Annotated in this window: 12 protein-coding genes; 1 reads left to right on the top strand and 11 read right to left on the bottom strand. The window is 72.4% G+C overall.

Annotated features, from left to right (window positions below; genetic code table 11):
- Positions 1–124: 124 nt before the first annotated feature.
- The 9 genes from dapC to ACUW6W_RS10115 form a co-directional block, all read right to left on the bottom strand.
- Positions 125–1,276, bottom strand: a complete 1,152-nt coding sequence (dapC, locus tag ACUW6W_RS10155) for a succinyldiaminopimelate transaminase (protein WP_454180168.1) — start codon at positions 1,274–1,276, stop codon at positions 125–127.
- A 5-nt stretch (positions 1,277–1,281) separates the two neighbouring features.
- Entirely contained in the window at positions 1,282–1,608 is a 327-nt protein-coding gene (gene fdxA, locus ACUW6W_RS10150) for a ferredoxin (RefSeq protein ID WP_002855160.1), read from the bottom strand.
- Entirely contained in the window at positions 1,605–2,171 is a 567-nt protein-coding gene (locus ACUW6W_RS10145) for a hypothetical protein (protein WP_454180167.1), read from the bottom strand. Before ACUW6W_RS10145 ends, fdxA begins: the two co-directional genes overlap by 4 nt.
- Positions 2,164–4,074, bottom strand: coding sequence for a translational GTPase TypA (gene typA, locus ACUW6W_RS10140; RefSeq protein WP_002855163.1), 1,911 nt, complete (start codon positions 4,072–4,074; stop codon positions 2,164–2,166). Before typA ends, ACUW6W_RS10145 begins: the two co-directional genes overlap by 8 nt.
- A gap of 148 nt (positions 4,075–4,222) precedes the next feature.
- Complete coding sequence (locus tag ACUW6W_RS10135) at positions 4,223–6,103, bottom strand: ABC transporter ATP-binding protein (RefSeq protein WP_073117068.1); 1,881 nt, start codon at positions 6,101–6,103, stop codon at positions 4,223–4,225.
- Positions 6,100–7,290 carry an ABC transporter permease gene (locus ACUW6W_RS10130; protein WP_144826564.1) on the bottom strand — a complete coding sequence of 397 codons (1,191 nt, stop codon included), beginning with the start codon at positions 7,288–7,290 and terminating at the stop codon, positions 6,100–6,102. The genes ACUW6W_RS10135 and ACUW6W_RS10130 overlap by 4 nt, the downstream gene beginning before the upstream one ends.
- 5 nt (positions 7,291–7,295) lie before the next feature.
- Positions 7,296–8,816 carry an ABC transporter permease gene (locus ACUW6W_RS10125; RefSeq protein WP_454180166.1) on the bottom strand — a complete coding sequence of 507 codons (1,521 nt, stop codon included), beginning with the start codon at positions 8,814–8,816 and terminating at the stop codon, positions 7,296–7,298.
- 162 nt (positions 8,817–8,978) lie between these two features.
- The gene (locus ACUW6W_RS10120; protein ID WP_454180165.1) at positions 8,979–10,838 is read right to left on the bottom strand and encodes an ABC transporter family substrate-binding protein; all 1,860 of its coding nucleotides are present in this window, start codon (positions 10,836–10,838) and stop codon (positions 8,979–8,981) included.
- Positions 10,839–11,097: 259 nt separating this feature from the next.
- Complete coding sequence (locus ACUW6W_RS10115) at positions 11,098–12,576, bottom strand: phytoene desaturase family protein (protein WP_454180164.1); 1,479 nt, start codon at positions 12,574–12,576, stop codon at positions 11,098–11,100.
- Positions 12,577–12,641: 65 nt separating this feature from the next.
- Here ACUW6W_RS10115 and zupT point away from each other — a divergent pair, with 65 nt between their 5' ends.
- Positions 12,642–13,430 carry a zinc transporter ZupT gene (gene zupT, locus ACUW6W_RS10110; protein WP_063190250.1) on the top strand — a complete coding sequence of 263 codons (789 nt, stop codon included), beginning with the start codon at positions 12,642–12,644 and terminating at the stop codon, positions 13,428–13,430.
- Positions 13,431–13,445: 15 nt separating this feature from the next.
- On the opposite strand, the gene ACUW6W_RS10105 is transcribed toward zupT, so the two are convergent.
- Together ACUW6W_RS10105 and tpx are read right to left on the bottom strand one after the other, a co-directional pair.
- Positions 13,446–14,627 carry a S1C family serine protease gene (locus ACUW6W_RS10105; protein WP_063190251.1) on the bottom strand — a complete coding sequence of 394 codons (1,182 nt, stop codon included), beginning with the start codon at positions 14,625–14,627 and terminating at the stop codon, positions 13,446–13,448.
- Between the two features lie 2 nt (positions 14,628–14,629).
- On the bottom strand, positions 14,630–15,130 hold the full coding sequence (gene tpx, locus ACUW6W_RS10100; protein ID WP_049147477.1) for a thiol peroxidase: 501 nt from the start codon (positions 15,128–15,130) through the stop codon (positions 14,630–14,632).
- Positions 15,131–15,230 lie beyond the last annotated feature (100 nt).

The following is a 15,230-nucleotide window of genomic DNA, read 5'->3' as shown; positions in this document are numbered from 1 at the left end:
CTCGATGGCCCGGGTTCGCACGCCCATGTGGGCGCGCCCACACGGGGACGACTCTGCTCCAAACTATCAAGGACCGGCCCGGGACGCGCGGTCGCTTCCCCCGACGACGGCCCCCGACCCCGGCTCAGCCGGTCCGCGGCCCGCGGGCGGTGAGTCTCGCCGCGGCCCGGGCGACCGCCTCGTCCGTGGCGGTGATCGCCACGCGGACGTAGCCGTCGCCGCCGGCACCGTAGAACACGCCGGGCCCGGCGATGATGCCCAGGTCCGCCAGTTCGCCCAGCAGGTCCCACGAGTCCTGCGCCGTGGCGTCGGCCGGGTCCAGGTCCGCCCGCCGGGTCCACAGGTACAGCCCCGCCTCGGAGTGGTCCACCGTGTGGCCGGAGGCCTCCAGCGCGGTGCGCAGCGCGTCCCGACGGCGGCGGTAGCGGTCCTTCTGCTCCGCCACGTGCGCGTCGTCGGCCAGGGCCACGGCCATCGCATGCTGCACCGGGGCCGGCACGATCATGCCCGCGTGCTTGCGGGTGTTGACCAGGGTCGCCACGAGCTGCGGATCCCCCGCGGCGAACGCGGCGCGGTAGCCGGCGAGGTTGGACTGCTTGGACAGCGAGTAGACGCTCAGCAGGCCCGTCAGGTCGCCGCCGGAGACCTCGTCGGACAGGATGCAGGGCACGACGGCCCCGTCCCACGCGTCCCAGCCGAGCTCGGCGTAGCACTCGTCCCCGCACACCACGGCGCCCACGCCACGGGCGGCGTCGACCGTGCGGCGCAGCGCCGCGGCGTCCAGCACGGCACCGGTGGGGTTGGCCGGCGAGTTGGTCCACACGAGGCGCACCCGCTCACGCACCTCGGGCGCCAGCGCGTCGAGGTCGTCCGCGGCCACGGCCTCCGCCCCGGCCAGCAGCGCGCCCACCGCATAGGTGGGGTAGGCGGCCTCGGGGTGGACGACGACGTCGCCTGCGCCCAGCCCGAGCAGCGTGGGCAGCCACGCGATGAACTCCTTTGACCCGACCGTGGGCACCACGGCCGCCGGGTCCAGCCCGGACACCCCGCGGCGCCGGGCGTACCAGTCGACGACGGCGCGGCGCAGGGCGTCCGTGCCGTGCGTCGTCGGGTAGCCGTGCGCGTCGGCGGCCTCGGTCAGGGCCCGGCGGATCAGGTCCGGCGTCGGATCCACGGGCGTGCCGATGGACAGGTCCGCGACGCCGTCCGGGTGGGCGGCGGCACGCTCACGGTAGGGGGTGAGCGTGTCCCACGGGTAGTCCGGCAGCGTCAGCATGGGGCTCAGGCGTCGGCGTTCTGCAGGGGCAGGGCGGAGATGATCGGGTGGTCCTTGGCGATCATGCCCAGCTTGGCGGCGCCGCCCGGGGAGCCCAGGTCGTCGAAGAACTCGACGTTGGCCTTGTAGTACTCGGCCCACTCGTCGGGGGTGTCGTCCTCGTAGTAGATGGCCTCGACGGGGCACACCGGCTCGCACGCGCCGCAGTCGACGCATTCGTCCGGGTGGATGTAGAGCATGCGCTCACCCTCGTAGATGCAGTCCACGGGGCATTCGTCGATGCACGCCTTGTCCTTGACGTCCACACACGGCAACGCGATCACGTAGGTCATGGCTGACCGTCCACCTCTCTCTGGGCACGGGGTTGCGGGGCTGCGGTCCAGGGTACTCGCTCCCCCGGACGCGTTTCGCGGGCGGTCACAGTGGCCCGGCAGGGGCGCGTGGCGGCCTCGGCGGCCTCCGCGGGTCGGCGGTCCAGCCGCCGGCCCGCGGCCAGCAGGACCAGGCCGAGCGCCGGCTGGCCGACGTTCCAGGCCACGGAGGCGACGACGGCGCCCGGCGCCGCCGCCCACAGGCCGGCCGTCCAGGGCACCCCCAGGGCGTCGTCCACCGGCAGGCGCTGCAGGGCCAGGACGGCGGTGAACGCGCCGGCGACGACCGCGGCCCCCGCCGGCAGGGCGCGCCCGCCGCGGCCCGCGCGTCGGACCATCCACCAGCGCTGTGTCGAGCCGACGAGCACGAGCGCCAGCACCGCACCCCAGGGCAGGGTCCAGCCGCCCGGCAGGGAGGCCAGGTTCAGATGGACGGCGGTGCCGAGCGCGCCGGCGCCGACGCCGAGCAGCGCCCCGCCCACCACGTCGGCGGGCCGGGCGCGGCGGCGGGGACGCTCAGGCACGGGCGCGGGCGCGCGCGGCCTTCAGGCGCTCGTTGGCGTCCAGGACGACCTTGCGGATGCGGATGTCTTCGGGGGTGATCTCCACGCACTCGTCCTCGCGGGCGAACTCGAGGGACTCCTCGAGGGTGAGTCGGCGCGGGGGCGTCAGGCCCTCGAACGACTCGGAGGAGGCCGCACGCATGTTGGTGAGCTTCTTCTCCTTGGTGATGTTCACGTCCATGTCGTCGGCGCGCGAGTTCTCGCCCACGATCATGCCCTCGTACACCTCGGCGCCGGGCTGCACGAAGAAGGTGCCGCGCTCCTGCAGGTTGATCATGGCGAACGGCGTGGCGGAGCCCGCGCGGTCGGCCACGAGGGAGCCGTTGGTGCGGTACTCGATCTCACCGGTCCACGGCTCGTAGCCGGCCGCGTAGGAGGAGGCGATGCCCGCGCCGCGGGTCTCGGTGAGGAAGCGGGTGCGGAAGCCGATCAGGCCGCGGGCCGGGACCAGGAACTCCATGCGGATCCAGCCCGTGCCGTGGTTGGACATCTCCTGCATGCGGCCCTTGCGGGCGGCCATGAGCTGCGTGACCGCGCCCATGAACTCCTCGGGGATGTCGATGGTCATGCGCTCCATCGGCTCGTGGACCTTGCCGTCCACGGTCCGGGTGACCACCTGCGGCTTGCCCACGGTGAGCTCGAAGCCCTCGCGGCGCATCTGCTCGACGAGGATGGCCAGGGCGAGCTCGCCGCGGCCCTGCACCTCCCACGCGTCCGGGCGTTCGGTGGGGAGCACCTTGAGCGAGACGTTGCCGATCAGCTCCTTGTCCAGGCGGTCCTTCACCTGGCGCGCTGTGACCTTGGCGCCCTTGACGCGGCCGGCCAGCGGGGAGGTGTTGATGCCCACGGTCATGGAGATGGCCGGGTCGTCCACCGTGATCAGCGGCAGCGGCTTGGGGTTCTCCGCGTCGGTGAGGGTCTCGCCGATCATGATGTCCTCGATGCCGGCGACGGCGACGATCTCGCCCGGGCCGGCCTCCTCCGCGGGCACGCGCTCGAGGCCCTTGGTGGCCAGCAGCTCGGTGATCTTCACGGTCTTCAGGGCGCCGTCCTGGCGGGCCCACGCGACCTGCTGGCCCTTGCGGAGGGTGCCGTTGAAGATGCGCAGCAGCGCGAGGCGGCCGAGGAATGGGGAGGCGTCCAGGTTGGTGACGTGCGCCTGGAGGACCTCGCCCTCGGTGTAGGACGGGGCCGGGATGTGCTCCATGATCACGTTGAAGAGGGCCTCGAGGTCCTCGGCCTCCGGCAGGGCGCCGTCGGCGGGCTGGGTCAGGGAGGCGCGGCCGGCCTTGCCCGAGGCGTAGACGACCGGGACGTCCAGCACCGAGTCGAGGTCCAGGTCCGGATCCTCCTCGGCCAGGTCCGAGGCCAGGCCGAGCAGCAGGTCCATGGAGTCGGAGACGACCCCGTCGATGCGCGCGTCCGGGCGGTCCGTCTTGTTGACCACGAGGATCACGGGCAGCTTGGCGGCGAGGGCCTTGCGGAGCACGAAGCGGGTCTGGGGCAGCGGGCCCTCGGAGGAGTCCACGAGCAGCACGACGCCGTCCACCATGGACAGGCCGCGCTCCACCTCGCCGCCGAAGTCGGCGTGGCCGGGGGTGTCGATCACGTTGATGGTGACGGTCTCACCCTCGGGGGCGGACGGGCCGGAGTAGAACACCGTGGTGTTCTTCGCGAGGATCGTGATCCCCTTCTCCTTCTCCAGGTCCCCGGAGTCCATGACCCGCTCGGCGACGTCGCCGTGCGTGTTGAAGGCACCGGTCTGGCGCAGCATGGCATCCACCATCGTGGTCTTGCCATGGTCCACGTGGGCCACGATGGCCACGTTGCGCAGATCGGAGCGGCGGGTTTCGGTCGAGGTCATGGGCGTCCTGTCCGGTTCGACATCAAAGGGGTGGAGGCACACGACGACGGCGGCCCCCGTGCGATTGTACGCGCAGGGGCCGCCGTGGACGGGCGGGCCGGTGGGCCCGGGGCCGGCGGCGGGACGCGCCCGCCGCCGACCCGCGCGGTCAGTAGACGCCCTCGCCGAGGGAGGCGAGGAACTCCCGGCGCTCCTGGCGACGCTCCGCCTGCTGGTCCGGGTCCGGCACGGGCGCCGCCGCCAGGAGGCGACGGGTGTACTCCTCCTTCGGACGGTGGAGCACCTCCTCCGTGGGGCCCTGCTCCACCTGGCGGCCGTCCTTGAGGACGAGCACCTTGTGGGCCAGCATGTCCACCACCGCGAGGTCGTGGGACACGAACAGGCACGCGAACTCGTAGCGCTGCTGCAGCTCCGCGAACATGTCCAGCACGGCGGCCTGGACGGACACGTCCAGGGCCGAGGTCGGCTCGTCCGCGATGAGCACCTGGGGGTCCAGGGTCAGGGCGCGGGCGATCGAGATGCGCTGGCGCTGACCGCCGGAGAGCTCGTGCGGGTACCGGTTCACCACGGAGCGCGGCAGACGCACCGCGTCCAGCAGCTCCTCGGCGCGGGCCAGGCGCGAGCGCCGGTCCCCCACCTTGTGCACGACCATCGGCTCGGTGATGATGTCGCCGATCGGGAACCGCGGGTCCAGCGAGGCCGCCGGGTCCTGGAAGACCACGCCGATGTTCTTGCGCAGGGCGCGCTGCTCGGCCTTGGGCATCGTCGCCAGGTCGTGGCCCTGGATGCGCAGCGAGCCCTCCGCGATGGTGAGCAGGCCGAGGACCGACTTGGCGATGGTGGACTTGCCCGAGCCGGACTCGCCCACCAGGCCCAGGATCTCGCCCGGGGCCACCTGGAAGCTGACGTCGTGGACCACGCGGTTCTTCTTGCCGCGGTGGTCGTACTCGAGGTGGAGGTTCTCCGCCTCGATCGCGTACCGGGCCTGCGTCTGCGTGGCCGTGACCGGCTCCGGCTCTGCCACCTCGAGGGGCTCGCCGAGGCGCGGCACCGCCGAGAGCAGCTTCTGGGTGTACGGGTGCCGGGCGTGCTGGAGCACCTGGTGCACCGAGCCCTGCTCCACGAGCTCGCCGTGGAGCATCACGCACACCCGGTCCGCCATGTCCGCCACCACGCCCATGTTGTGCGTGATGAGCAGGATGCCGGTGTTCATCTTGTTCTTCAGGGAGCGCAGCAGCTCCAGGATCTCGGCCTGGACCGTCACGTCGAGCGCCGTGGTGGGCTCGTCCGCGATGATCACCTTCGGCGAGCAGCTGATCGCCATCGCGATGACGATGCGCTGGCGCTGGCCGCCCGAGAACTGGTGGGGGTACTGCTTGAGCCGGGTGGCGGCGTCGGGGATGCCCACCATGGTGAGCAGCTCGACGGCGCGCTTGTCCGCCTCGGTGCCGTAGGCGATGCCGTGCAGCTCGAGGGCCTCCGTGAGCTGGTCGCCCACGGTGAGGACGGGGTTCAGGGCCGTCATGGGCTCCTGGAACACCATCGCCACCTCGTCGCCGCGGATGTCGCGCAGCTGCCCCGGGGTCATGGTGAGCACCTCGCGGCCGGCCAGCTTCACGGAGCCGGTGATGTCCGCATTGCCCGGGAGCAGGCCCATGGCGGTGGCGCTCGTGACGGACTTGCCGGAGCCGGACTCGCCCACGAGGGCGACGACCTCGCCGGGCTTGACGTCGAACGTCACGCCCTTGACCGCGTGCACCTCGCCGAACTCGGTCGCGAACTTCACGTCCACGTCGCGGAAGGCGAGCACCGGCTCGCCGCCCAGGTCGTCGTGGCGGGCCACGACGCCCATCGCGCTCGTCGCGGGGCCCGGAGGCACGCCGCCGGCGCCGGAGGAGCCGGGCACGGCGGCGCCGCGCGCCTCGAGGTCGGCCGACGACGCCGCGTGCGAGCCCTGCCCGCCGGCGGTCACGTCGTTCTGGTTCTTCTTGCCGAACATGGATCGGCCTTTCTTGTCGTTCGCGCTCATCGCTGACCGTCCTCGTCCGCGTCGGAGATCCGTGCGGATCCGCCGGCCGCCTCCACGGGGGCCTCGATCCGGCCGGCCGTCGGGGCCGCGGCCAGACCGCCCGCCGTCGTCGCACCGGCCTCGGTGGCGGCCGCGCGGCGGCCGAAGAAGCGGGGCCTGCGGTGGGCGCCCGCACCCTGGCGCGGGTCGAAGGCGTCGCGCAGGCCGTCACCGAGGAAGTTCACGGACAGGGCGATCGCGAGGATGATCATGCCGGGCCACCAGAACAGCCACGGACGGGTGGTGAACGCGTTCTGATAGTCGGAGATGAGCAGGCCCAGAGACGAGTCCGGCGCCTTCACGCCGAAGCCGAGGAAGGACAGCGAGGTCTCCAGCAGCACCGCGCCCGCGATGGCGAACGTCGCGTTCACGACGATCACGCCGATCGTGTTGGGCAGCAGGTGCTTGAAGATCAGGCGGCCCGGCTTGGCGCCCATGGCGACGGCGGCCGCCACGAACTCCTTCTCGCGCAGGGACAGGACCTCGCCGCGCACGAGGCGGGCCAGGGACGTCCAGGACACGAGGCCGAGCACCACCGCGAGCGGGAGGATGCCCATCTTCATGCCGCTGGCCATCTGGCCGAGCACCGCGGCGAGCACGAGCAGCGGGATGACGATGATCAGGTCGGTCAGGCGCATCAGCACGGAGTCGACCCAGCCGCCGAAGTAGCCGGACACGGCGCCGACGACCGCGCCGATCACGGTGGAGAGCAGGCCCACGATGGCCGCGATGATCATGGACTGCTGGGTCCCGCGCATCACGAGGGCGAAGTAGTCCTTGCCCGTGGTGTCCTGGCCGAAGGGATGCTCGCCCCAGCGGATGCCCTCGCCCCCGAAGGCCTGCGGCACGACCGAGAGCGTCGGGCGACCGCCGTTCACCACGGAGGCCGCGGCCGTGTAGGACTTGTCCCACCAGCCGGGGATGCCGGCGAAGCCGATGGAGGAGAACGCCATCAGCGTGATGAAGACCAGCACGATCAGGGAGATCATCGCCGCCTTGTGGCGGAAGAACCGCTTGCGGACCAGGGCACCCTGGGAGTAGGACTTCCCGGCCTTGGCGCGGAGCTTGGCGTCCTCCGCCTCCGCGAGGTCGAAGATCTGCTTCTCGTCGAGCTGCGCGCCCGTCGTCGAGGAGTTGTTGGTGGTCATCTGGCTCACACTCGAATCCGGGGGTCGAGGACGGCGTAGAGCACGTCCGCCACGAGGTTCATCAGCACGGCGGCGGTGCCCGTCACGAGGAAGAACGCCATCACGGGCATGGGGTCCACGTCGCGCAGGCCGGTGGCGAACAGCTCGCCCATCCCCTTCCAGCCGAACACCTGCTCCGTGATCACGGCGCCGCCGATCAGGCCGGCGAAGTCGAAGGCCATGATCGTGGTGATGGGGATCAGGGAGTTGCGGAACGCATGCTTCAGGATCACCTGGCGCTCCGGCAGGCCCTTGGCGCGCGCGGTGCGGATGTAGTCCTGGCGCGAGACCTCGAGCATGGAGGAGCGCGTGTACCGCGAGTACGTGGCCACCGAGATGATGGTCAGCAGGATGGTGGGCAGCAGCAGCTGCGCACCGCGGTCCAGGAACACCACCCAGAAGTGGGCGTCCAGGTTCGGGGTGCCCGAGCCGATCGTGGAGATCGGGCGCGGCTTGACCTTCAGGAAGGTCGGCCAGTAGTTCATCAGGTGTTCCGCCACGATCGCCACGCCCATGATCAGGGCGGTCACCAGCGAGGCAGACACGGCCGAGCCCTTGGAGAAGCCGCCGAGCAGCCGGCCCACCAGGATGGCCACCAGCACGAGGATGACGCCGAGGCCGGCCAGCAGCAGCGCGGACGGCGTCCGCCACAGCAGGCCGTAGGTGGCGTAGTAGGAGACGAGGCCGATCGCGACCGTGACCAGGGCGGCCTTGAGGACCGACCGGTTGCGCAGACCGGAGATCACCGCGGTGGCGCCGACGGCGGCGGCCAGGCCGATGACCAGCTGCACGACCGGACCCATCTGCGGATGCCGCCAGAAGTCGACGGCGAACAGCACCCAGCCGGCGAGCAGGATGAACGCGGCGGTGGCGCCGAACGTGAACGCGCGCCGCCTGAGGTCCCCGGCCATCACGGCCTGGAGGACGAGGCCGGCGATCACAGCGAACCCGATGAGGAGGGGCCAGTTCAGCTCGGGGCTGTCGATCCAGTCGTTGAACCGGATCCCCATGTACTCCTTCAGGAGCACGGCCGCCCAGAACACGGGCAGCGAGAAGAAGAGGAAGATCAGGAACGTGACCACATAGTCGAGGCCGGAGTACTGGCGGATCGCGGTGACGATGCCGATCGCGATGCCGATGATGATCGCCAGGACGGTCGCGAGCACCACGAGACGCAGCGTGGAGGCCGCGGCGTTGCTCAGCAGGTCGGCGACGGACTGACCGTTCCGGCTGAGGCCGAGGTCGCACTGACCGGTGACGCAGCCGCCGATGCCCTGGAGCCAGTCCCAGTACCGGGCGTACCAGGGCTGGTCCAGCCCCATGAATTCGGTGCGGGCGGCGATGAGGGTCTCGCGGTTGGGGTTCTGTGACTCTCGCAGGTCCTGGAGGGGGTCACCCGAGTGGGCCACGAGGAAGAAGAGCAGGATCGACGCGCCGAACAGCACCAGGAGGGAGCTGCCGAGGCGCTTGAGGATGAATTTCAGCACAACAGGGGGTGACCTTCCGTGCGAGTGCAAGGGAAAGGGAGGGGTGCGGGTTCGCCGCGGTTCACGGCCAGAGCCCGGCCGGTGCCCGGCCGGGCTCTGTCCACGATCCCGACGCCGGCGGTCCGCGGGAGGCGGACCGCCGGGTCAGAGGTCAGCGGGGCGTCACTCCTGGACGCGGACCCACTGCTCCACGTTCCACAGCGCACCCGACTGGGCGGCGGTGTCGCGCACGTTGGCGATGTCGGCCTTGTGGCCGACCAGACCCGGGTGAGCGTACAGCGGGATGGCCTGGAAGTCCTCCCAGAGCAGCTTCTCGATGGTCTTGACCTGCTCCAGCTGCTCGTTCTCGTCCAGCGAGGTGGCGAGCTTGTCCCAGGCAGCGTCCACCTCGGGGTTGTTGTAGCTCTGCTGGTTCTGAGCGCCGTCCGACTGGTAGATGTTCGCGCCGGAGGCCTTCTGGCCCGAGCCGGCCCAGGCGTAGAGGGCGGCGTCGTAGTCACCGGCCGGCATGACCTCCTTGAAGAACACCGGCGAGTTGGCGTCCTGCACGTCGAAGCCGGCCTGGTCGCAGGAGCTCTTGATGAGCGCGACGGTCTCGGTGCGACGCTGGTTGCCGGCCTGGTAGCCGAGGCGGACCGTGGGCTTGGAGACGCCCGACTTCTCGACGAGCTCCTTCGCCTTCTCGATGTTCGGCTCGTCCATCTCCTTCGGGTAGGCCTCGTCCACGACCTCCTGGTACTTGTCCTGGAAGGGGAAGACCTCGCGCAGGTTCATGACCTGGGCGTCCGCGTAGATCGGCTTGATCAGGTTGTCCACGATCTGCTGGCGGGGCAGGCAGAGGGCGAAGGCCTCGCGGAGCTCCGGGGAGTCGGCGAAGACCGAGCCCTCGCCGCGGTTGTAGTCCACGTGCTCCCAGGTCAGCTGGTCACCGGTCTGGACGTTGACGTCGTCGCCGAGGCCCTCGAGCTGCTGGAGGGTGTCCACGGTGGCCTGCGGCTCGATGACGTCGAGGTCGCCGTTCTGCAGGGCCTGCACGTGGGTCTTGGGGTCGGCGAAGCGGAGGACGAGCTCCTTGGTGGCCGCCGGGGTGCCCCAGTATTCGGGGTTGGCCTCGAGGGTGATGGACTGGCCGGCCTGCCAGCCGCCGTCCTTGAACTTGTAGGGGCCCATGGAGGGCACCAGCGAGGCGTCCGGCAGCTCGCCGGGGCTGAAGTCCCAGCCGTCGTTCCAGAACTCGGCCGCCGGGGTGAGCGCCTCGACGTCCTTCTCCTTCGCGGCGGTGACGAGCTCCTCGAAGCTCATGCCCGCCTCCTTGGCGACGATGTGCGCCGGCAGTGCGGTGCTGATGAGGATCTCCCAGTCCGCGTAGGGCTTCGGGTAGGTGACGGTGAACTCCTTGCCGTCGGCCTCGCCCTCGGGCGCCTCCGGGATGTACTTGCCCTGCTCGAAGGAGATCGAGTCGAACAGCGGGGTCTCGGAACCCTCCGCCTTGACCGTGTCATTGTTCGCGGCCCAGTGGACGATGAAGTCGCCCGCGGTGACGGGGGTGCCGTCGGACCACTTGGCGTCGTCGCTGATGGTGTACTTCACGGTCAGCGGGTCGTCCGAGGTCTTCTCGTACGTGCCGAAGTCCTTGTTCGGGATGATCGAGCCGTCGGTGCCGAAGTACCAGAAGGACGAGAACATGCGGTCCACGACGGCCGAGTTGTACGTGGTGTACGTGTTCGACTGCAGGCCGTTGTAGGACAGGAAGTCATCGGCGCCCACCGAGTAGGCGATGGAGCCGTCCTGGGTCTCGACGTCGCCCAGGTCGGCCAGCTCCGGCCCGGAGGCCTCGGCGGTGAGCTTCTGGCCCTTGTCCCCTTCGATGACGTTGCCGGCGCCCGAGTCGCCGCCCTGGCCGGCGCCGGAGCCGTTGCTGCTGGAGTCGCCTGCGTTGCCGCCGCCCGGGGCGCACGCGGAGAGGATGAGGGCCGAGCCGGCGGCCAGGGCCGCGGCAGCGGAGAGCTTCGTGTACTTCATGGAAGGTGCTTCCGTTCATGAGAGGTGCAAGGACGTCGCGCGCCCGCATCCCTGTGGGGATCTGGTGGTGCGAGACGACCCCCGGGCCGTTCCGCCGAGACGGGACGTTCCGTGAGATGGAGCACACTGTAGCGGGCACATTCCGGTTCGCGAAAGTCCGAATCTGGATCCGTCCCGTCCGTGTCGCACAGCGGTCGCCGACACGCCGACGCGCCGGCAGGCCCCGACCCGGCGCCACTGCACCCGGGCGCCGGCGCGGTCAGCGACGACGCTCCGCCAGCAGCGTCCGCACGGCCCACGCCCCGCCCATGCCGTGGACGCCGGCCCCCGGCGGGGTGGAGGCGGAGGCCAGATACAGCCCGGCCCGGCCCGCCCGGTGCGGCCGGGGCGACGCGGCGGGGCGCAGGAGCGCGCGTGCTCCCGCGAGCGATCCCCCCGCGATGTCGCCGCCCACGAGGTTCGGGTTCCACGCCTCCAGATCGGCCGGGCGCATCGCGACCGCGGCCTCGATCCGGTCCCGGAAGCCGGGTGCGTGCCGCTCCACCTCCGCCTCGATCAGCGGACGGACGTCGCCGGGGTGCCCGTGGGGCACATGGGCGTAGGACCAGACGACCGTGTGCCCCCGGGCGGGCCCGGTGGCCCGTGAGGGGTCTGCCGCCTGCTGCTGACAGAGCATGACGAAGGGCCGCGCCGGCATCCGGCCGGCCGCGACGTCGTCCTCGGCCCGCCGGATCTCGGTGGCGGTCCCGCCCAGGTGCACCGTCCCCGCGCCCGCGAGCCGGGCGTCGCGCCACGGGATCGGTCCGTCGAGCAGGAAGTCGACCTTGGACACGGACGGCCCGGGGCGCCACCGGCGCAGGGCCGTGGCGTATCGCGGCGGCAGGCCCGTGCCGGCGACGCGCAGCACCTGGCGCGGGGTCAGGTCCAGCACGACGGCGTCCGCGGCGGGCAGCGCGCGCAGGTCCGTGACCTCCTGACCCAGGTGCAGCCGCCCGCCGTGCGCCCGCAGCACCGCCACGAGCGCGTCGACGATCGCCCCCGACCCGCCGCGCGCCACCGGCCAGCCCGAGCTCATCCCGAGCGCGCCGAAGAGCGCACCGAACGCCGCCGTCAGGGGCCGGCTCGAGGGCAGGATCGCGTGGGCGGCCGAGCCCGTGAACAGGGCGCGGGCGGCCTCCGTGCGGAACATCGCCCGGCCCAGCAGATCGGCCGGCCACGGGGCGCGCAGGCCGAAGCGGGCCATCGCCACCGGATGGGGCGGGGGTCGCAGCACCGGGCCGAGCGCGCCCGCCAGGATCTCGTCGACGTGCGCGACCAGGGCCCCGTGCACGGCCCGCCAGGCCCGCGCGTCGACGCCGAGACCCGCGGCGGTGGCCTCGAGGTCCCGGTGCAGGAGGGCGGCCGGCCCGTCCGGCAGCGGATGTCCCATCGGCATGGCCGGGTGCAGCCAGGCGAGCCCGTGGTCCGTCAGCCCCAGCTCCCGGAACACGGGGCTGGCGACGCCGAACGGATGGCCCGCCGCCCCGAGGTCCACCACGGTCCCCTCCCCCAGCACCGGCGCGGACGCGCACGCGCCGCCGGGCACCGGGGCCCGCTCGAACACGTCCACCTCCCAGCCCTCGCGGGCCAGCAGGGCGGCGGCGGTCAGGCCGTTGGGGCCGGCGCCCACGACGACGGCGCGGCCCGGCTCGACGCCCCGGGGCAGCGCGAATCCGGGGCCGGCGGCGGTGTCGGTCATGGTCTCCTCCTGTGGTCCCTAGGATGGTCCCACCCCGCCCGCCGCCCGTCAGGAGGCCCTCCCCCGTGGACCCGTTCTGGACCGCGCTCGCTCTCACGACGTTCGCCGGGCTGGCCACGGTGCTGGGCGGCGTCCTGGCGATCGTCGGACGCGAGCCCTCGGGCCGCGGGCTGGGGGCCGCCCTCGGCCTCGCCGCGGGCGTCATGCTCGCGGTCTCCTTCCTGGAGATGCTGCCGGCCGCCGTCGAGGGGCTGGGCGGGGCGGTCGGCCCCGCGGCGACCGCCGTCGCGGTGGCCGCCCTGACCCTCGGCGCAGGCGCCTACGTGCTGCTCGAGCGCGCCGTCCCCGACCCCGTCTCGGAGATGCCGGGCGACGTCGCCGACCCGGCCGGCCTGGACCGGCGGCGGATGCTGCGCCTGGGCACGGTGACGGCCCTGGCGATCGGCCTGCACAATCTGCCGGAGGGCTTCGTCACCTTCGCCGGCACCCTGCAGGATCCGTCGGTGGGCCTCGCGCTGGCCGTCGCGATGGCCGTGCACAACGTTCCCGAGGGCGTGGCCGTGGCCGTGCCCGTGCGGCAGGCCACCGGATCGCGGCGCAAGGCCTTCGCGTGGGCCGCGTTCACGGGGATCGCGGAGCCGCTGGGCGCGCTGATCGGCTGGCTGCTGCTGGCCCCGTTCCTCACGCCCGCGCTCGTGGCCGCCGTCTTCGCGGCCGTGGCGGGCGTGATGGTGACCGTGAGCCTCGACGCGCTGCTGCCCGCCGCCCGGGCGGCCGGGGGCCGCGCCGCGGCGCTGGGCGGCGTGCTGCTGGGCGTGGCCGCGATGGCCCTCTCGCTGGACCTGCTCTCCTGAGCGCCGGGGGGCCGGTCAGTTCACGAGGGCCGGCTGCAGGACCGCCTCGGCCTCGCGCACCTCGCCGTCGGCGGTGCGCCACTGGACGGTGATCCGGTCCCCCACGTTGTGGTCGTTGACCAGGCGGGACATCCGGGAGGCGTCGTCGCCGACGGGCCGCCCCTCGATCTCGAGGATCACATCGCCCTCGACCAGGCCGATCTGCTCGGCGGCCGAGCCCGCGTCCACCTGCATGACCACGACGCCGACGTCGGGATCCGCGCCGACCATGATGCCCAGGGCGCCGTCCGCGCCGATGCTCACGGTGTCCGTCTCCTCGCCCGTCAGGACCTGGTCCACCACGTCGAAGGCCACCTCCAGCGGGATCGCGAAGCCGTCCACCTCGTCTGCGGTGGTGCCGTCGCTGGCCGCCACGGTCACGCCGACCACCTGGCCGGCGTCGTCCACCACCGGGCCGCCGGAGTAGCCGGGCACGACGTCCGCGTCCGTCTGGATCAGGCCGGACAGGCGCGCGTACTGATCGGTGCCCTCAGCCGCGGCCATGATCGAGCGGTCCGTGCCGAGCACGGTGCCGCGCACGGCCGTCAGGTGGCCCTGGCCTCCGCCGTTGCCGACGGCGGCCACCTGGTCCCCGCGCCGTACCGGGTCCAGCGAGACGCTGGCCACCGGCAGGTCTGAGACGCCCTCGACGTCGAGCACCGCGATGTCGTGCTCGGCATCGCGCCCGAGCACCGTGGCCGTGTGCCGCGCGCCGGTGTCCGCGACCACCACGTGCACCTCCGAGGAGTCCTCGACCACGTGGTAGTTGGTCACCGCCAGCCCGTCCGGGGAGAGCACCATGCCCGTCCCCGTGCCGGTGCGGGCGCCGAGGGCGGTCTCCACGAGGAGGATGCCCGGGGCGTCCGCGACCGGCTGGCCCGGGTCCAGGGACGATCCGTCGTGGGCCGATGCGGACCAGTCCACCGCCACACCGTCGTGGATGTGGGTCAGGCCCGCCGCGAGCTCGCCCGCCTCCCGGGCGGGGGCCTCGGCGGCGGGCACGGTCGGGGCGGAGTCCGCGGCGACGTCGACCATCCGGCCGGCGAGGAGGGCGGTGAGGCCCCCGGCCAGGACCAGCGCGCCGAGCACGCCGAACAGCGCGATGACGAACGCCAGGGGCGAGCGTCGTGCGCGCGGCGGCCAGCCCGGCGGCGTCACGCTCAGCCCCGGGCGGCCGCCAGGGCGGCCTCGTAGTCCGGCTCCTCGGAGATCTCGGGGACGAGCTGGGCATGACGGACCACGCCGTCGGCATCGACCACGACGACGGCGCGGGCCAGCAGGCCCTCGAGCGGACCGTCGGTCATGCGCACGCCGTAGTCGTCGCCGAACGACGAGCGGAACACAGAGCCGCTGCGGACGTGGTCGATGCCCTCGACCGAGCAGAAGCGCGCGGCGGCGAACGGCAGGTCCGCGGACACGGCCACGACGGTGGTGTCCCCGAGGTCCGCGACGCGGGAGTCGAACTCGCGGACGGAGGCGGCGCACACGCCGGTGTCCAGGGACGGGAAGATGTTCAGGATCACGCGACGGCCGCGCAGCTCCCGCAGGGTCACCGGGGACAGGTCCGCCCCGGTGAGGGTGAAGTCGGGGGCGGGGGCACCCACCTGGGGCAGCCCACCGACGGTGTGGACGGGGGTGCTCTTCATGTGGGTCGTCGCCATGGGGACAGCCTAGGTGTTGTGGGTCATGAGGTTCTTGCCACGAGGCGCCGGCTGAGATGAGACGAGTGGGCCTCTCCCGCAGGATGGAAGTTCCTCAACA

It is taken from the genome of Micrococcus sp. 093350064-1 (assembly GCF_053627955.1).
Note: the sequence above shows the minus strand (reverse complement) of the source record. Positions and strands in the feature narration are given on the sequence as shown.